Genomic DNA, 16,360 nt, shown 5'->3' with positions numbered 1-16,360 from the left:
ATGCACACCAAACCGGTCTCACGCATCGGCTTCTTCGGGCGAATCCGGGACTTCGTGGACGACTTCGCTGCGGCCACGCCCGCACGGTTCGCCATCGTGGTCTTCTCCGCGTTGATCCTCGTGTTCACCCTGCTGTTCTCGCTGCCGATCTCCTCGACCTCCGGCACGGTGACGCCGCTGGCCGACTCCCTGTTTACCGCCGTGTCAGTCATCTGTGTCGCCGGGTTAGCGACTGTAGACATGGCGACGCACTGGTCGGGCTTTGGCCACGTGCTCATCCTGATCGGAGTCGAAATCGGCGGAATCGGCGTGCTCACGCTGGCCTCCATCCTCGGCCTGGTGATCTCGCGCCGCCTTGGACTCAAACAGAAGCTGCTTGCCGCGAGCGACGGCAATCCGCTGCGCATCCAGAAGGGTCCGATCGCCGAGGGCCAGGCGGTGCGGCTCGGCGAGATCGGCGGGCTCCTTCTGACGGTCGCCGTGAGCGTTCTCGTCATCGAGATCGCGGTAGCCATCCTGCTGCTGCCGAAGATGCTCATCGAGGGCGTTCCCTTTCTGAGCGGGTTATGGGAGTCGTTCTATTTCTCCGTGATGGCGTTCACCAATACCGGGTTCCAGCCGACCTCCTCCGGACTGACCCCGTATGCGCACGACGTCTGGTTTCTCGGCGTGTTGATGGTCGGTGTGTTCATGGGAAGCATCGGTTTTCCGGTGATCTATGTGCTCTCGAAAAATCTCCGCAAGCCGAAACGCTGGTCACTTCACGTCAAGCTCACGATTCTCACGACGCTGATCCTCTTCATTCTCGGTGCCGTCGCCTTCTTCGTGCTCGAGTTCGACAACCGCAAGACATTCGGCGACCTGGATGCGGGGCAACGGGTTCTCCAGTCGCTCTTCCTGTCGATGATGACGAGGTCTGGCGGCTTCTCCACGGTGGACATCAGCCAACTGAACGGGTCGAGCCTTCTCGTTACCGACATGTTGATGTTCATCGGCGGCGGGTCCGCATCTACGGCTGGAGGCATCAAGGTCACCACCCTGGCAATCCTGTTCCTCGCGGCGTTCGCCGAGGCGCGCGGAAACGATGAAATCGAGGCCTTCGATCGCCGCATCCCTCCCGACGTGCTTCGCGTCGGGGTGAGCGTCGTGCTGTGGGGTGCCACGACCGTGGCGGCCGCCAGCATCCTGATCCTGCAGATCACCAACGCACCGTTGGACTATGTGCTGTTCGATGTGATCTCCGCGTTTGCCACCTGTGGGCTCAGCAGCGGCCTCACCCAAAACGCGTCAGATCCCGCGGTGTACGTGCTGGCGGTCACGATGTTCCTCGGTCGCGTTGGTACAGTGACACTCGCCGCCGCCCTCGCCGCGAGCACACGACGGCAGCTGTTCCGTCGAGCAGAAGAGAGGCCCATCGTTGGTTGACCGCATCCCCCATGACGCGCCGGTGCTCATCATCGGACTCGGCCGCTTCGGCGCCGCGACCGCTGGGCAACTCGCTCGCCTCGACAGGGACGTGCTCGTCGTCGACGAGAATGCACCGCTCGTGCAGAAGTGGTCTGAGCGGGTGACACACGCGGTGCAGGCGGATGCCAGAAGCATCGACGCGCTACGTCAGATTGGCGCGCAGGACTTCGCTATCGCCGTCGTGGCGGTCGGGTCATCCGTCGAGGCGAGCGTGCTCATCACGGCGAACCTGGTGGACCTCAAGATTCCCCAAATCTGGGCGAAGGCCGTCAGCCAGTCGCACGGCAAGATCCTCTCCCGCATCGGGGCCAACCACGTGATCTATCCGGAGGCGGAAGCCGGCGAGCGCGTGGCGCACCTCGTCTCCGGGCGCATGCTCGACTTCATCGAGTTCGACGACGATTTCGCGATAGTGAAGATGTACCCGCCGAAGCCGATCCGCGGCATCACGCTCGCCGAGTCGGCTGTGCGCCGCAAGTTCGGGGTGACCGTCGTCGGGGTCAAGTCGCCGGGCAGCGACTTCACCTATGCGACGCCGGAGACCGTGGTCTCCAATCATGACCTCATCATCGTGAGCGGCAACTCCGCCGATATCGAGAAGTTCGCGACGCTGCAGAGTTAGCCGGCATCCCTCCCGTAGCTCCCGCCATCGACTTGGTAGTTGTGGCGACTCGGCCGACTCTCAGATCGCCACAACTGCAAAGTGGATGCGAAGGGGCGCCGATCAGCCAGCGGCGAGCTCATGCGCGCGGGCCAGGGCGGCAGCGGTCGCCCGGTCGAACAGCGACTTCAGATCTGCACCCTGCAACTCGATGAGCGCGCGTTCCGTCGTGCCCTTGGGGCTGGTCACGCGCCGCCTGAGCTCCGCGGGGTCCTCACCCGAAGTCACCAGGAGTTCGGATGCGCCGAGGAAGGTGCCATTCACCATGGTCGCGGCCTCCTGGGCGCTGAATCCGAGCGAGACGGCGGTACGGGTCAGCTCTTCGATCAGGTAGAAGACATAGGCCGGACCGGAGCCAGAGATCGTGCTCAGCGCGTCGATCTTCTCCTCCGGAATCTCGAGCACCTGCCCGACAGTCTCGAACAGCGCCCGGGCGATCGCCAGGTGTTCCGGGGTGGCTCGGGACCCAGCACTCAGCCCGGTCACCCCACGCCCGACCACGGCAGGAGTATTGGGCATCGCCCTCAGCACGACACCGGGCACGATGCTCTCCATGGTCGCGGTCGTCACTCCGGCCGCCACGCTCACCACGATCGCATCCGGTTCGAGGCCCGGGCCGATCTCGCGCAGCAGGTCGGGCACCATCGCCGGTTTGACCCCGACCAACACGATACGGGCGCCGGCGATTGCGGCCAGGTTCGCTGTCGGCTCGGTCTCCAGGGCGAAGGAGGTGACCGCATCCGACCGCAGCGATGCGGCCTTGGCCTCGGTGCGATTGGTCACCCGGATGCCTCCATCCACTGTGACCGTCGGTTGCAGTAGTCCGCTCAGGATGGCACCCCCCATCGATCCGGCACCGAGAATCGCTATGGTCGGGAGCGCAGTCATGCACCCCATCCTAGGATTGAGCGCATGAGCACACAGGGTGGCACCAAAGCGATCATTGCGGCGATGTCCGCGAACTTCGGAATCGCAATCGCCAAGTTCATCGCCTGGGGCGTCTCCGGTTCCAGTTCCATGCTCGGCGAGGGCGTTCACTCCCTGGCCGACACCGGCAACCAGCTGCTGCTGCTGCGCGGCGGGGCCGTCTCGAAGAAGAAGGCCGATGCCGAGCATCCTTTCGGCCACGGTCGCGAGCGCTACGTCTACGCCTTCGTCGTGTCGATCATCCTGTTCAGCGTCGGCGGCGTTTTCTCGCTCTACGAGGGGATCAACAAGCTGCAGCATCCGCACGCTCTCGAGAACGCGTGGATCCCGATCATCGTGCTGCTCATCTCGATGGTCCTCGAGGGCTTCTCCCTGCGCACCGCGGTCAGGGAGTCGAACCACACGCGCGGTAAGAACAGCTGGTTCGCCTTCATCCGCCACTCCAAGGCGCCGGAGTTACCCGTCGTACTTCTCGAAGACATTGCGGCACTCACCGGTCTGGTATTCGCCTTCCTCGGTGTGCTGCTCACGATCATCACCGGCAACGGCGCCTTCGATGCCATCGGAACCATCGCGATCGGCGTGCTGCTGGTACTCGTCGCCATCGTGCTCGCGATCGAAACGAAGAGCCTGCTCGTCGGCGAGGGCGTCTCACCCGGTGATGTCGTCCGCATCCGCGACGCGATCAACGCCGAGCCGGAGGTCGAGTCGCTCATCCACATGAAAACCCTCTACCTCGGCCCCGAAGAGTTGATGGTCGCGGCCAAGATCGCTTTCGCCAGCAGGATGAAACTCGCGGATGTCGCCACCGCCATCAACGCGATCGAAGCGCGGGTGCGCGAGGCGATTCCCATCGCGCGGGTGATCTACATCGAACCGGACGTCTACGTCGCGCCCGGCGACGGCAACCCGGCCACCGACACCATCGTCATCAAGGCTGCGGACTGATCATGAGCCGAAGCGTTGGGTGAGAAAGTTCGCACCGGCTCGGCCGTCGAGATCAGCGAAGGGCTAGGCGCCCTCTGACCGGGCGTTGACGAAGAAGTCGAGCAGCAGTCGCCTGCACGCCTCTTCCTCCACGCCGGCGAACACCTCGACGCGATGTGGAAGCCGGCGATCACGCAGCAGGTCGTACACCGATCCCGCGGCACCCGCCTTGTCGTCCCATGCACCGAAGACGACGACCGGAACGCGAGCGGCGAGGATCGCACCCGCACACATCGGACAGGGTTCCAGAGTGACTACCAGCGTCGTACCGGTGAGGTGCCAGTCCCCCGTCGCCTCGGCCGCGGCCCGCAGCGCGAGGATCTCGGCGTGCGCGGTGGGGTCCTGGCGCAGCTCGCGTTCGTTGCGTCCCACGCCGATCGCGGTACCGGATGCATCGAACACGAGTGCCGCGACCGGAACGTCGCCGTGCTCGAGGGCGAGCTTCGCGCTGGCGATGGCCTCGCGCATCCGCTCGGTGTACAGCAACGGGACCGACACGACCAACCTCCGCTCAGATAGATTGAGCCTATGCGAGTCCACGTGGCCAACCACCCCCTGATCACCCACAAGCTCACGGTGCTGCGCGACAAGACGACGTCGTCACCGACCTTCCGGTCGTTGGCTGAAGAACTCGTGACGCTGCTCGCTTACGAGGCGACCCGCGACGTGCGCGTCGAGCCGGTGACCGTCGAGACCCCGGTGGCAACCGCCAAGGGGCTCGCCATCAGTAGTCCGCGGCCGCTGGTGGTTCCGATCCTGCGCGCCGGTCTCGGCATGCTCGAGGGCATGGTCAAGCTCGTTCCGACGGCGGAGGTCGGCTTTCTCGGGATGGTACGCAACGAGGAAACACTGCAGCCAGACATCTACGCGGAACGGCTCCCCGACGACCTCTCCAATCGCCAGTGCTTCGTCCTCGATCCGATGCTCGCCACCGGTGGCTCCCTCATTGCGGCGATCGAATACCTCTTCGCTCGCGGGGCCGTGGATGTCACGGCCATCTGTCTCATCGCTGCACCAGAGGGTCTCGCGGCCGTCGAGAAAGCGACGGAGGGACGTGAGGTGCACATCGTGCTCGGCGCCCTCGACGAGAAACTCAACGAGGTCGGATACATCGTGCCGGGACTCGGCGACGCGGGAGATCGGCTTTACGGCACGGTCTGATCCGAAATCCTGCGTGAAGCGCGCAGCGCGCTTGACTTTCCTCCGCATCATGCAAGATAGTTGTTTCATGACTGTGAACGTGCACGCTCTGACTGCCCTCGAGGCCTCCAGGGCTGTCGGCATGATGACGCCGGGTAGCACTGTCATGTGTTGTCGAATGTGTGCCTAATCGGCCCAATCCTTAGCCGAGTCCCCACTTCACCTGAAGCCGGACTCCCGGATGTTCGCCCCTCATAACGGGCAGCACCCGTAACTGCACTGCCAGAAGTATCCCGAAGGATCACACCCTCATCATTAGAGGCCCTTCACCACTCCCAAGGAATTCGACCAATGTCTCTTGCAACCGTTGACCTCGTTCGCCCCACCACTGCCCGTCGCCTCAACTCGGTGACCGCAACCGTCGTCGCCGCACCGGTCCCGCCGGTCGAAGCACCGATCAGGATCCGCGCCGTTCCTGCCGGAACCGAGGCGCGTGGTTTCGTTCTCTACGTCGGCATCGATGAATTGAAGGCTGCGGAAGCCGGCACCGATCTCGGGCACATCGTCGAGGCGCTGAAGAAGCTCACCGCAGAACTCGTGCCATCCTCCGAGACCTACGCCGCCGTCGCGCTCGCACCGCAGGGCGCGGGCGGACGGGATGTCGAGGTCGTGCGCCTGGCCCTCCAGGACCCGTCGGCGCTCGCCAAGCACCGCCAGGTCGTCGAGCCGGAAGACAAGCCGCGCGGCGGTGTTGTGATCGACCTGTCCCGCAAGCGCCTCGTGCTGGACGACGAGACCGCAGCCCTCACCTACAAGGAGTTCGAGCTGCTGCAGTACCTCGTGCTTCGTGAGGGCCGCACCATCGATCGCGCAGAGCTGATCTCGTCACTCTGGTCCGCCGGTGACGACGACGCGCCCAACGAGCGCACTATCGACGTGCACGTGCGTCGCCTGCGCTCGAAGCTTGGCGCCTACGAAGACATCGTCCGTACCGTTCGCGGGGTCGGCTACCGTTTCGACCGGCACGCGGATGTCTCCATCCGTCACACCTCGACGCCCAGCCCCGACATCTTCTAGAACCCGCTTTCACGGTGATGGCCCGGCTCGTGAGCCGCGCCATCACCGTTTCACATCAGACCTCGGTGGTATCGGAGAGTACGCCCGCCTCGTTCAGCTTCGTGCCGAGCGCGTGTGCGATGTTCTGGAACGCCGAAGACGTCTTGGACGCACCGATAGCACCGCCCTTGACCGCGCCAGTGGCGAGGTCGCGGTTGAGGCGCACCACGATGCGCTTCTGATCGTCTGTGAAGAACTTGGCCTCGAAGCGCATGTGCATGTTCTTACCGGCCATCGCGCCCAACATCACCGTCATACCCATCTTGCCGCGGGTCGCGACGAGATTGCCATCGGGCAGCATTCCCACCTCGAAACCTTCGGACTTGAATACCAAGTCGACAATGGTCTTGGTGGCATCAAGGGTGTCGGTGACGAAGAAGTCGTAGCTACTGGCCATGGTCATTCCTTACGAGACGAGCGGATGTGGGCAGCGACTGGCGCCGCGAGGTCCACCCTACCGACCAACTCCGCCTCCGCAGCTAGTTTTGCCGAAGTGGATCAGGGCCTTCAGCGGGCCGTTGGTTGTGTCGCGATCACAACAGTCGCGAAGAACTCCTCAGACTCCGCAATCCGCGCGATCAGTCCGTGAGTGGCGAAGATCTCGACGGCGTGCGGCGCCTGCTCTTCGCTCACTTCAACCAGCAGGTGGCCACCGGGCGCTAGCCACTCCCCCGCTGCATCCGCCACACGTCGCTGAACGTCGAGACCGTCGGTGCCGCCGTCGAGGGTGATGTGCGGTTCGTAGTCCCGTGCTTCTGGCGGCATCATCCCTATCGCCGCGCTCGGCACGTAGGGCGTATTGCAGATCAGGATGCCGACGCGACCACGCAGGTCGGGAGGCAACGGGTCGAAGAGATCGCCCTCGAACACCCGACCGCCGATCGAGGCGAGGTTGCGGCGAGCGCAGGCCACCGCGGAGGGCTCGATGTCCGCCGCGTACAGCTCGACGTCATCCACCTCGGCGGCAAGGGCGATACCGAGCGCGCCCGAACCGCAGCAGAGATCGAGCACCACGGCGCCACGGCGGCTCAGCGCCGCCGCTTCGTGCACGAGAAACTCGGTGCGCTGACGTGGCACGAAAACGCCGGGGTCCACGGCGATGCGCAGCCCGCAGAACGCGACCCAGCCGAGGATGTATTCGAGCGGTTCGCCAGAGACCCTCCGCTCGACCAAGGCGTCGAGTTGCGCGGGCGTGGTGGCCTCGTCGATGAGGAGACGCGCTTCATCCTCCGCGAAGACGCATCCCGCGGTACGGAGGGCGGTGACGACGGTGGAGAAGGGAGCTGTTGTCATGGGCCACCTCCTCGACGCGATATCCGAATTCGCAACGCTATCGGACGACAACGCTTCTAACGGCTGCTGACCCGGCCGAACTTCCAGATCGCCAGGGGAACAAAGACGACGAGCAGCCCGACGATACCGATGAGCACCGTCGGGATCGGGTTCTGCTGCATCCAGGTGTCTCCGACCGGCGCGCCAGCCGGCAGGTTGCCGAAGAGCTCCCGGGCGGCCTGTACCAGCGCCGATACCGGGTTGTATTCGGCGAAGATGCGCAGCGGCGTCGGCAGGTTGTCGCTTGGCACGAAGGCGTTCGAGATGAAGGTCAGCGGAAAGAGCACGAGGAACGACACGTTGTTGATCACCTCAGGGCTGCGCACGCTCATCCCGATGAAAGCCATCACCCAAGAGAACGCGTAGGCGAAAAGCAGGAGGAGCGCGATGGCAGCGAGCGCTTCGAGCGGGCTCGACTTGATGCGCCAGCCGACGATCAGTCCGGTGATGATCATGACGATCATCGAGATCAGGTTGATCAGCAGGTCGCCGTTGGTGCGACCGATGAGCACCGCGGACGGACTCATCGGCAGGGTGCGGAACCTGTCGATGATGCCCTCTTTGAGGTCCTGGGCCATCGCCGAACCGGAGTAGGTGGACCCGAAGACCACGGTCTGCGCAAAAATACCGGCCATGATGAACTCGGTGTAGCTGCTGCCCGGAATCTTGATGCTGCCCGCGTAGACATAGCTGAACAGCAGCACGAACATGATCGGTTGCAGCGTCGTGAAGACCAGGATGTCGGGCACCCTCTTGATCTTGATCAGGTTGCGGCGGGTGGTGGTCCAGCCGTCCGAGAACCACGATCCGATCGCGGATGCCTGCCGAGGAGCGGTGGTGGTCATGATGCCTTCTCGATGTCGTCGTCGATGGTGGCGGCGTGGCCGGTGAGTTTCAGGAACACATCGTCGAGGCTCGGACGCTGCATCCCCGCATCGTGGAGACGGATGTCGCCCTCCTCGACATCGGCGAGCACGGCCCGCAGTGCAGATGGCCCGTTCGTCACGTTCACCGCGAGCGTGCGGCGGTCGGTGGACACTTCGGGTTCAGAGGATGCGACGCGGCGGAGTATCTCGATAGCGGCCGTACTGTCGTCCTCCGAAACCAGGCTGAGTTCGATGCGCTGGCCTCCGATCGAGGACTTCAACTCGTCGGAGGTTCCCTGCGCGATGACCTTGCCATGGTCGATCACAGCGATGTCGTCCGCGAGCTGGTCGGCCTCCTCCAGATACTGCGTGGTGAGCAGCACCGTCGTGCCGCCGGCCACGAGTCGCGTGATGATGTCCCACATCCCGATGCGGCTGCGGGGGTCGAGTCCCGTGGTCGGCTCGTCGAGGAACAGTACCTGCGGGTCGATGACCAGCGCGCCTGCGAGGTCGATGCGTCGCCGCATCCCACCGGAAAAGCCCTTGACCGGGCGGTTCTGCGCCTCGGTGAGATCGAAGAGCTCGATCAGCTCCTTGGCACGGATGCGGGACGCCTTCGCTCCCAGGTGATAGAGCCTGCCGACCATGTCGAGGTTCTCGAAGCCGGTGAGGTTTTCGTCGACCGCCGCATACTGTCCGGAGACGCCGATGATGCGGCGGATGTCGCCACCGTCCTTGGCCACGTCGATGCCGTCGATGGTCGCCGTGCCGGAGTCCGCCGTGATGAGTGTCGTCAGCACCTTCACCGTCGTCGTCTTTCCCGCGCCGTTGGGACCGAGCAGCGCCGTGACCGTTCCGCGCGGAACAGACAGGCTCAGCCCGTCGAGCGCGTGCACGACGGGGGCTCCTCTCGGGGTGTAGGTCTTGACCAGATCGTGCGCCTCGATGAAGCTCATCGCCTGCCTTTCCGTTGCCTCGTTGCCGTGCGATCATCCTGTGGGAAGGTTTCACGTTATATCGCGACTTAAGGGAACACGATAGGTGCCGATTTCAGGCGGGCGCAAGGAATCGTAGGAAAGTTGCAGTGGCTGAAAAACGGCAGGACTACCATCCTGGGAAGCAAGCCGGGTCGGGTCCGCCCAATCGACATCCGCGCCCAGATCTTCCCTGCCACATCGACCCCCATCACCAACTCGGAACCGACGATGATCGTCGACGGACCGGATGGCGGCAACTCGATCACCTGATGCAATACCGGGTGCCCGGGCTGGCGTTCTGACGCCGAGGCACCTTTCACCTGAAATGCAGATGGTCGTCGATCACGCGCTGGATGACGCCCCACGACCGCCCTGGCGGCGGCGAGTTCGTGCCCGCACGATCCGCCGCCACTATCATCGCCTTCCAGATCGCCCACCCACGGGCTCGAGCCCACATGGCATCGTCCGCGTCCATCCGTGCCCGGAACATCTCGCGACTGGGGTCGTCAAATAGTTGCCAAGCGATCACCAGATCGCAGGCCGGGTCGCCGACACCCGAGGTGCCGAAGTCGATCGCCCCGGTCAGTTCACCATCGTCGCCGACAAGGAGGTTGCCGGTGCTGACGTCGCCGTGGAACCACACCGGATCGCCAGTCCAGTCCGCGAGAAGCGCCGCCTCCAGACGTCACGTGCGGCATCCGTATCGATGCTTCGCTCGAGGGCGGCGAGTGCGTCGCGCGTCTCGGCGTCATACACCGCGAGCGGTCGTCCACGGTAGAAGTTGTGCACGCCGGGGGCTGGGCCATCGGCAGGATGGATCCCTCGCAGGGCGATCAGGAATCCGGCGAGGTCAGAGGCGAAGCGGGAGAGATCGGCGACGTTGTCGACGGTTGATGGGCAGCCAGGTGCGGTGCGAGCATGGGCGGCCACCGGTGCTCCTTCTCAATCTGGCCGACATAGTCGGCCGCACTGGGCAGGCGCACGCTCATACGCTCGCCGAGGCGGAAGGTGCGGTTGTCCCATCCGTCCAATTCCACTCGCGCGATGGGCAGGTGCGCCCACTGCGGGAGCTGCTCGGCGATCAGACACCTCCTCCGCACAATTCCGGGCGGAAAGCGACGCTGACGAAAGTTCCTCGCCGCACAGGTTCATGACACGACTCAATCAATTGGTCTTCGGACGCTTATGAGAGAAAGATGTTCTCGTGACCGACGATTTGATGACTCCCGAGAAGAACGTACAACGCATCATGTGGACCGGGACCGCCTGGTTCGCGGCTGCCGTGGGAGCGGTAGCCATAGTGCTCGGCCTCCTCCTCTCCTCAGGCTGGCGACCGGCACGACTACCCGGCGACCTTGAAGTCCTGTGGTGGATTGGATCAGGGCTCGTCGCACTCAGCATCGGCCTGATCGGATGGTCGGGCTGCCCGATCCTCGAGGTCGACCTGCCGACGGCCGATCGCAACAAGACGCGGACGATGCGGCTGGGAACCATGCTGTTCATCGTCGGCAGCGCGGTGGCGATGTTCGCTGTGCTCCTCGGGCCTGCGGGCTGAACTGACCTCTGGGCCGCGCGTCAGCGATGGCGAATCCAGGTCGGCCAGCAGGAGGTGGAGTGCGCCGGCCGCCTCGACAAGAGCGCGGGAACGTTTGGTGATGCTGTCCCGTGGGGCGAGGAATGCGTCGTCGAGGTCTGCCCGGCGCAGCCCGGAGCGCAGTGTGAGCCAATCCTGAGCACTCACGGCCGATATCGGCTCATCGGCGATGTATTGCGACGCATCACGAGCGGCCGCCAGCTCATTTCGCTCGGCGGTCAGACGCGCGTGCGCAGAGTCGAAAGCGGCCAGCGTATCGGCGACAGAGGAGCTTCCAGCATCGCGAAGGAATTGTTTTGCCGCCACTGGGCCGATTGCTTGAGCGAGGGACCGGTAGGCAACGAGGGGTTCGCGTGCTCGTTCCCATACTGTCTGTAGCCGGACGCAGTTCTCGAGGCCGGCGGCAGCACACCCTCGACCTCGAGCTTCCGTACCTGCTGAACGGAATATCCGCTACGACGCGCGACATCTATCGTTCTGAACGTAGCATCGTGGAGGGTTTTCATCGTTAAATACAACCAACTTCACCTCACAGTCGCTACAAGCAAATGAAATGGATGCTTGAACCATGACTACTGCAGACATTGTGAAGATGGTGAGCGATTGGGAGCAGGTATTGGTCGTCACCCCTGGACCAGGCGACGGCTCCCCCGAGGTGGCCTGGGGTGACACTTTCTTCTACTACACCCCCGACGGCGAGATGCCGACATCAACGCAACCCTTCGCCACGATTGTGACGAAGAACTATCCCGACGACGATCAGTCCGAACTGGATCGGGTGATCACGCACCCCGTCTATGGCGGCATGGGCTGGCTCGCAGTTCTCAACCCTGGCGCGCAGACGCTCAGCGTCACACGCGAGTTGCTGCGCGAGGCGTATGAGTTGGATCGGAATCGCTCTGAGAGACGGCACGACCGGGCTCAGGAGTGAGGCGCCTCTGCGATGGCGTCGTTGCGGCGGACGCCCCAGCCCAATGGTCGGGAGATTTCTTCTCGCGGCTACGAGTTGCGTGCGCCACGCCGAAGCAAGACCGTCAGCGGCAACCCCACGGCGAAGTGGAGGAACCCAAGCCCCACTTTGCCGCCGATCGTGGTGTCGAGGAAGGCAACGGATACCACGGAGATCACCAGTATCGCGACAGCGACGATGGTCCAGATCATTCTCGCGTTCAGGGTGAATCGTTCGAGTAGCGCCAGCACACCCCATGCCGCCAGGGCGATCGAAATGCTCGTGCCGATCACGAGAGGAAGGGTGATTTCCAGGGTGCCGATCAGTGGACTAGTCACTTCGAGTTGAGCACCAGCGAGGGACGCGATGATCCACACGACGATCGCTGCCGCGACCGCCACAGCAACGATGAGTAGTCGATATCGCACACGTGGGGAAGGCTTGCTACTACTGAGTTCTGCGGTCATGGTGATCTCCTTGGTGATTGCTCTTCTGTAGGGAGCACAATGGCCACCCGAGCCAGGCACAACGACGACAGTTCAGCTCAGAACCTGAGCGTCATCATGAGCGAGCGGCGCCAGCTCATCAATCTCGCCTACCGACTCCTCGGCTCCGTCGCCGAGGCGGAGGATGCCGCCCAGGACACCTACGCCCGCTGGTACGCGATGACGCCGGAGCAGCGGGAGGCCATCGAATCCCCCGGCGCGTGGCTGACGACGGTCGCCAGCCGCATCTGCCTCGACCTGCTCGGCTCGGCACGGGCCCTTCTCCTCACCGACGCGGGCGTGATCGCATACAAGACAGTTGATCCCCGCACTATCCCGTGCACGTCATACGCCGGCAACGCAAGTATTCGCGACGGGGACGGCGCCTACACATTTCGTGTCAACGTCCCCACCGACGTAGGCATCTACGAGGCGTACGTGACTCGCTCCGCAACGTCGAAACCGTGGCAGGTCGAGAGAATGACACCCCCGAATGAAGATCGCCGGTATTGTCGCCGTCATCGCGGCCCCCCTTGCGCTGATCCTTGGGCTGGTTCTCTCGATCTCCGCACTCGGGAGCCAGCGAACGCGTACGCACCCTCAGCTGCTGCCATGGTGGCGCTCGGAAATGTACCGACTACTGCGAGTGTGGCAGGGTATATGCAAGACCAGCTAGCGAACGCCGCCGCTATCCTCAACGCCGCGACCACGATGCAGTTACCTGCGGCCGCGCAAACACTCGGGGTGCAAACGGCAATCGGAGAATCGTCGCTGAACAATCTCGCCAACGGTGACGAAGCGATCAGCCCAGACGGGTCAGTGGCCGACTCGATCGGACTATTTCAACAACAAAGCTCATGGGGATCGACCGTGCAGCGCATGGACCCCGCCACCGCGGCCACATTGTTCTACCAGCGCATTGAGACCGTGGCGGGGTGGGAGCAAACTTGAGCCCTCCATTGCGATCAATAGAGTTCAGATGAACGCGGACCCATTCCATTACGCGAAATACCGGGCAGGGGCAGTGGCGGTCACCGAGTACCTGGCCACCCTCACTGGTGGCGCAACGGCGGGCGGATGCCAAATGTCGGGCGACGCCAAGACCGTCGCCGCGGGGTTGATTGTGGCGATGGCTGACGGCAGCCTGAGACTCGAATAATCGCGGTATGCGGAACAAATCACGAACATGGCAAACGGCACCGCAGTCGACGGCTGCACAGTCGACCTGCGGGTGCTGCAGTTCATCGCCCTCGCAGGGCAAAAGTTTCAGAAGGTCGGGGTTTCCGACCTCAACCGGCACTGCACCGGATCAATATTAGGAGCCGGCACGAACTCCGCTCACTACTTCCGAGGCGGCGGCTTCGCCGTAGATTTTTCCTCCCTCAACGGTCACAGCCTCGGCAACGACAGTGCGGACAACCTGGCCCTCCTCGCCCTTTTGTCCTCAGTGGCCCCCGATGGCACACGCGCCGACCAAATTCAATGCCGCAACGGCGAAACCTGGCCGCACCTCACACGGTTCGAGGACACCTGCAATCATCAACACATCGACTTCGGCTACACCGACGGTCAGTTGAACCTCATCAGCTGACCCCCTGACCCCCTGACGAGATTGCAGCATGACTGTGACTCACGACCAAGGAGCTCGCCACGTTGCGACGGCGACGCGAGGAGCCAGCATTAGTGACTCTTACGCGAAAGAGCATCCGCAACCCACGGTCCGGCGTCGACGAATGGGAGGCAAAAACTCGATGCGGAGCCGTCGCCTCGATTGCAAGCAACTGTGTCAGCGTGCGAGGGCGGGCGCCTGGTCGGGCTCGTCCGCTAAAGCTCGACGGACACTCGAGACACCGACCTGCAACACGCTGGCGATCGTCTCCCACGTGGCTTTCTCAGCGCGCATACTGCGAGCGATCGCGATGCGCTCCGGAGTCATCACCGTTGGCCGGCCACCGAGTTGGCCACGAGCCTTCGCCGACGCGAGGCCCGCACGGGTGCGCTCGGAAATGATCCGGCCATTCATCTGCGCAAATGCCGCGCAGATATGGAAAAACAACTCCCCGCCCGCGGTCGCGGTATCGAAGGGTTCAGTCAGCGATTTGAACTCCACACCCCGCTGCCCCAGCTCGGCCACGATCGTCACCACGTCCGTCATCGACCGGCCCAACCGATCAGTCGAGTAGACCAGCAACGTGTCACCGCGGCGCAGAAACTTCATGCACTCGGAGAGCCCCAGCCGCGCGGCGTTTTTCCCAGTGATCTTGTCCGAATAGATGCGCTCGGCACCGGCCGTAGTGAGGGCGTCGATCTGCGAGTGCAGGTTCTGATCCTGAGTGGAGACGCGGGTGTATCCGACGATGCTCACAGCCGCTACCTCCCGTACCCGTGATCGGTGCTGCGACCCAGTTCCGGAGGCCGGCGGGAACCGCAACCCTCCGTCGTATCTTCCGGCGACGAAAAGCGGATCTCCGTTGCGCTCGACGGGTAGTCCACCTTGTTCACGTCGACGATGTGCTGGAACTCCAGGTCGAGCTGCTGCACTGCCGTCTGAAGCACTGCCGGCTGGTCCGCCGTGGGCGTAGGCGTGCGCAGCTCGGCCGCCCACTGGCCGAAACGTCCCGTGATCGCGGCGAGTTGCACGGCGTCGACACCATATTCTTCAAACCGTCGCGGATCAATCCTCTGTACCTGGTCGAGCTGCTGAGCGAACATTCCCACCTCGAAACCTGCGTCCCGCTCCCGGGCGGCGCTCATCAACTCAGCATCAGTGAATCGACCAGACGCTCTGATCGAGTCGACGTCGATGTAGTCGCGTGCTTCGTTGCGTGTGTAGAGCGCACTGACCTTGCCGCCCACAGCGTCTTCGACGCTGAGTACCGGGCCGACCGAAAATATCACCGGATCGTTCTCGCGCCAGTCGACAGCCAAATCCATGTCGACGATGCGCCCTTCCGGCGTCGTGATACGCAGCTGCGCAAACTGCGCCGACCGCCGCACTTCTTCCACACCGTGCCCAACCCGCTGCAACTCATTCGTCAGCTGGTCGACGGCACCCTCGAACGCAGCGGGGTCAAGATCATTCGTGAAGAGATCCACATCATGGGTAAGACGATCGACCATGCCGTGCTCACGAATCGCCCCTGAGCCGGCGAGGGCAAACGCGCGTCCATCAAGCGCAGTGAGCGCGACAGTGGTTAGCTCGCGTTGCAGCTCCTCATTGTCGTTCACGCGGCAATCGACAACTCAGGGAAACGACTCTCCCATAGCTCCCGAACCCGGGCCGGCAGCATCAACTCCGGCCAGATCCTCACAAGAAGATCGCGGTTGAGCAGCGCCACCTGATCAACAATGCGACCCTCCCGCAACGTGGCCTGATACGCCTTCACCACGTCGCTTCGAATCTCGAGGTCAACCACCGACCACGGACCCCAATAAACATTGATCGGCAACGTCATCTGACCGCCGTTCGGGCCTTGCAAATCTTCTAATCGGGCAGGCACGTCATAGGGCTTGATGTCGCGATAAAAAACGCGTTCATCACCCCTAGCTCTAACAACGTCCGTCATGACCCCATTCTATCAAGATCCGTCGAAAACCACGATGTCCAGCTTTCGGCAGTTTTGATTTCGGTAACGAGTTTTGGACAGGTGGAAGCAACCGGAAAATCAGGGCTCGCGAGCTGTGGACCGCAACGCTAAGTGGCCGCCTATTCGCAGAGTTATCTGGCGCATGAATCCAGGGGCATTGCCCGTGTGCCGAACTGACTTAGAGATTGCGTCAATAGGTGGGGTGCGTCGTTGATGTAGGACAGGCACAAGCCCTGTTAAACACGGATTGTTCAAGATTCGCGTTGACTCAG

Annotated in this window: 24 protein-coding genes; 11 read left to right on the top strand and 13 right to left on the bottom strand. The window is 63.2% G+C overall.

Translation table 11 applies throughout. The annotated features are described in order from the left end of the window. Together ABIB56_RS17045 and ABIB56_RS17040 are read left to right on the top strand one after the other, a co-directional pair. A complete protein-coding gene (locus ABIB56_RS17045) occupies positions 1-1,425 on the top strand; it encodes a TrkH family potassium uptake protein (protein ID WP_354570419.1) in 1,425 nt (474 codons plus the stop codon). Continuing rightward, entirely contained in the window at positions 1,418-2,089 is a 672-nt protein-coding gene (locus ABIB56_RS17040; protein WP_354570418.1) for a potassium channel family protein, read from the top strand. The genes ABIB56_RS17045 and ABIB56_RS17040 overlap by 8 nt, the downstream gene beginning before the upstream one ends. Before the next feature lie 102 nt (positions 2,090-2,191). Here the strand turns inward: ABIB56_RS17040 and proC are convergent, their stop codons facing one another. Continuing rightward, the gene (proC, locus tag ABIB56_RS17035; protein ID WP_354570417.1) at positions 2,192-3,016 is read right to left on the bottom strand and encodes a pyrroline-5-carboxylate reductase; all 825 of its coding nucleotides are present in this window, start codon (positions 3,014-3,016) and stop codon (positions 2,192-2,194) included. Positions 3,017-3,040: 24 nt separating this feature from the next. On the opposite strand from proC, the gene ABIB56_RS17030 reads away from it, so the two are divergent. After that, positions 3,041-4,003 carry a cation diffusion facilitator family transporter gene (locus ABIB56_RS17030; protein ID WP_354570416.1) on the top strand — a complete coding sequence of 321 codons (963 nt, stop codon included), beginning with the start codon at positions 3,041-3,043 and terminating at the stop codon, positions 4,001-4,003. A gap of 63 nt (positions 4,004-4,066) precedes the next feature. On the opposite strand, the gene ABIB56_RS17025 is transcribed toward ABIB56_RS17030, so the two are convergent. After that, the gene (locus ABIB56_RS17025; protein WP_354570436.1) at positions 4,067-4,510 is read right to left on the bottom strand and encodes a nucleoside deaminase; all 444 of its coding nucleotides are present in this window, start codon (positions 4,508-4,510) and stop codon (positions 4,067-4,069) included. Positions 4,511-4,570: 60 nt separating this feature from the next. On the opposite strand from ABIB56_RS17025, the gene upp reads away from it, so the two are divergent. Continuing rightward, positions 4,571-5,203, top strand: coding sequence for a uracil phosphoribosyltransferase (gene upp / locus ABIB56_RS17020; protein ID WP_354570415.1), 633 nt, complete (start codon positions 4,571-4,573; stop codon positions 5,201-5,203). Between the two features lie 330 nt (positions 5,204-5,533). Beyond that, complete coding sequence (locus ABIB56_RS17015; RefSeq protein ID WP_354570414.1) at positions 5,534-6,259, top strand: winged helix-turn-helix domain-containing protein; 726 nt, start codon at positions 5,534-5,536, stop codon at positions 6,257-6,259. A 55-nt stretch (positions 6,260-6,314) separates the two neighbouring features. Here the strand turns inward: ABIB56_RS17015 and ABIB56_RS17010 are convergent, their stop codons facing one another. The 4 genes from ABIB56_RS17010 to ABIB56_RS16995 all read right to left on the bottom strand — a co-directional run bounded on the left by ABIB56_RS17010 (position 6,315) and on the right by ABIB56_RS16995 (position 9,452). Beyond that, positions 6,315-6,695 carry a hypothetical protein gene (locus ABIB56_RS17010; RefSeq protein WP_354570413.1) on the bottom strand — a complete coding sequence of 127 codons (381 nt, stop codon included), beginning with the start codon at positions 6,693-6,695 and terminating at the stop codon, positions 6,315-6,317. A gap of 110 nt (positions 6,696-6,805) precedes the next feature. Next, positions 6,806-7,591, bottom strand: a complete 786-nt coding sequence (locus tag ABIB56_RS17005; RefSeq protein WP_354570412.1) for a putative protein N(5)-glutamine methyltransferase — start codon at positions 7,589-7,591, stop codon at positions 6,806-6,808. 56 nt (positions 7,592-7,647) lie between these two features. Beyond that, entirely contained in the window at positions 7,648-8,475 is an 828-nt protein-coding gene (locus ABIB56_RS17000; protein WP_354570411.1) for an ABC transporter permease, read from the bottom strand. Further along, positions 8,472-9,452: an ATP-binding cassette domain-containing protein gene (locus ABIB56_RS16995; RefSeq protein ID WP_354570410.1), complete on the bottom strand. Its 981-nt coding sequence runs from the start codon at positions 9,450-9,452 to the stop codon at positions 8,472-8,474. The genes ABIB56_RS17000 and ABIB56_RS16995 overlap by 4 nt, the downstream gene beginning before the upstream one ends. Before the next feature lie 123 nt (positions 9,453-9,575). Here ABIB56_RS16995 and ABIB56_RS16990 point away from each other — a divergent pair, with 123 nt between their 5' ends. Continuing rightward, positions 9,576-9,743, top strand: a complete 168-nt coding sequence (locus ABIB56_RS16990; protein WP_354570409.1) for a hypothetical protein — start codon at positions 9,576-9,578, stop codon at positions 9,741-9,743. A 46-nt stretch (positions 9,744-9,789) separates the two neighbouring features. Here ABIB56_RS16990 and ABIB56_RS16985 read toward each other — a convergent pair whose 3' ends face one another. Further along, complete coding sequence (locus ABIB56_RS16985; RefSeq protein ID WP_354570408.1) at positions 9,790-10,116, bottom strand: phosphotransferase; 327 nt, start codon at positions 10,114-10,116, stop codon at positions 9,790-9,792. Then, complete coding sequence (locus ABIB56_RS16980; protein WP_354570407.1) at positions 10,056-10,403, bottom strand: protein kinase family protein; 348 nt, start codon at positions 10,401-10,403, stop codon at positions 10,056-10,058. The genes ABIB56_RS16985 and ABIB56_RS16980 overlap by 61 nt, the downstream gene beginning before the upstream one ends. A gap of 274 nt (positions 10,404-10,677) precedes the next feature. Between ABIB56_RS16980 and ABIB56_RS16975 the strand changes: the two genes are divergently transcribed. Then, on the top strand, positions 10,678-11,028 hold the full coding sequence (locus ABIB56_RS16975) for a hypothetical protein (RefSeq protein WP_354570406.1): 351 nt from the start codon (positions 10,678-10,680) through the stop codon (positions 11,026-11,028). Positions 11,029-11,285: 257 nt separating this feature from the next. Here ABIB56_RS16975 and ABIB56_RS16970 read toward each other — a convergent pair whose 3' ends face one another. Beyond that, positions 11,286-11,573, bottom strand: coding sequence for a MerR family DNA-binding transcriptional regulator (locus tag ABIB56_RS16970; RefSeq protein WP_354570405.1), 288 nt, complete (start codon positions 11,571-11,573; stop codon positions 11,286-11,288). A gap of 62 nt (positions 11,574-11,635) precedes the next feature. Between ABIB56_RS16970 and ABIB56_RS16965 the strand changes: the two genes are divergently transcribed. Further along, a complete protein-coding gene (locus tag ABIB56_RS16965; protein WP_354570404.1) occupies positions 11,636-11,998 on the top strand; it encodes a DUF6194 family protein in 363 nt (120 codons plus the stop codon). A gap of 68 nt (positions 11,999-12,066) precedes the next feature. Here the strand turns inward: ABIB56_RS16965 and ABIB56_RS16960 are convergent, their stop codons facing one another. Next, positions 12,067-12,483 carry a DUF6069 family protein gene (locus ABIB56_RS16960; RefSeq protein ID WP_354570403.1) on the bottom strand — a complete coding sequence of 139 codons (417 nt, stop codon included), beginning with the start codon at positions 12,481-12,483 and terminating at the stop codon, positions 12,067-12,069. A 39-nt stretch (positions 12,484-12,522) separates the two neighbouring features. On the opposite strand from ABIB56_RS16960, the gene ABIB56_RS16955 reads away from it, so the two are divergent. The 3 genes from ABIB56_RS16955 to ABIB56_RS16945 are packed head-to-tail and all read left to right on the top strand — an operon-like array spanning position 12,523 to position 14,092. Next, complete coding sequence (locus tag ABIB56_RS16955; protein WP_354570402.1) at positions 12,523-13,452, top strand: sigma factor; 930 nt, start codon at positions 12,523-12,525, stop codon at positions 13,450-13,452. A gap of 28 nt (positions 13,453-13,480) precedes the next feature. Next, positions 13,481-13,660 (top strand): hypothetical protein, encoded by a 180-nt coding sequence (locus tag ABIB56_RS16950; RefSeq protein ID WP_354570401.1) that lies wholly within the window; start codon positions 13,481-13,483, stop codon positions 13,658-13,660. Between the two features lie 27 nt (positions 13,661-13,687). Next, entirely contained in the window at positions 13,688-14,092 is a 405-nt protein-coding gene (locus tag ABIB56_RS16945) for a hypothetical protein (protein WP_354570400.1), read from the top strand. A gap of 195 nt (positions 14,093-14,287) precedes the next feature. Here the strand turns inward: ABIB56_RS16945 and ABIB56_RS16940 are convergent, their stop codons facing one another. From ABIB56_RS16940 to ABIB56_RS16930, 3 genes are read right to left on the bottom strand one after another with little or no spacing between them, the layout of a single operon-like run. Beyond that, on the bottom strand, positions 14,288-14,866 hold the full coding sequence (locus ABIB56_RS16940; RefSeq protein WP_354570399.1) for a recombinase family protein: 579 nt from the start codon (positions 14,864-14,866) through the stop codon (positions 14,288-14,290). 5 nt (positions 14,867-14,871) lie between these two features. Continuing rightward, positions 14,872-15,729, bottom strand: coding sequence for a nucleotidyl transferase AbiEii/AbiGii toxin family protein (locus ABIB56_RS16935; protein ID WP_354570398.1), 858 nt, complete (start codon positions 15,727-15,729; stop codon positions 14,872-14,874). Then, positions 15,726-16,067: a transcriptional regulator gene (locus ABIB56_RS16930; RefSeq protein WP_354570397.1), complete on the bottom strand. Its 342-nt coding sequence runs from the start codon at positions 16,065-16,067 to the stop codon at positions 15,726-15,728. The genes ABIB56_RS16935 and ABIB56_RS16930 overlap by 4 nt, the downstream gene beginning before the upstream one ends. Positions 16,068-16,360: the final 293 nt, after the last annotated feature.

This window comes from Glaciihabitans sp. UYNi722 (assembly GCF_040549465.1).
GTDB lineage: Bacteria > Actinomycetota > Actinomycetes > Actinomycetales > Microbacteriaceae > Lacisediminihabitans.
Note: the sequence above shows the minus strand (reverse complement) of the source record. Positions and strands in the feature narration are given on the sequence as shown.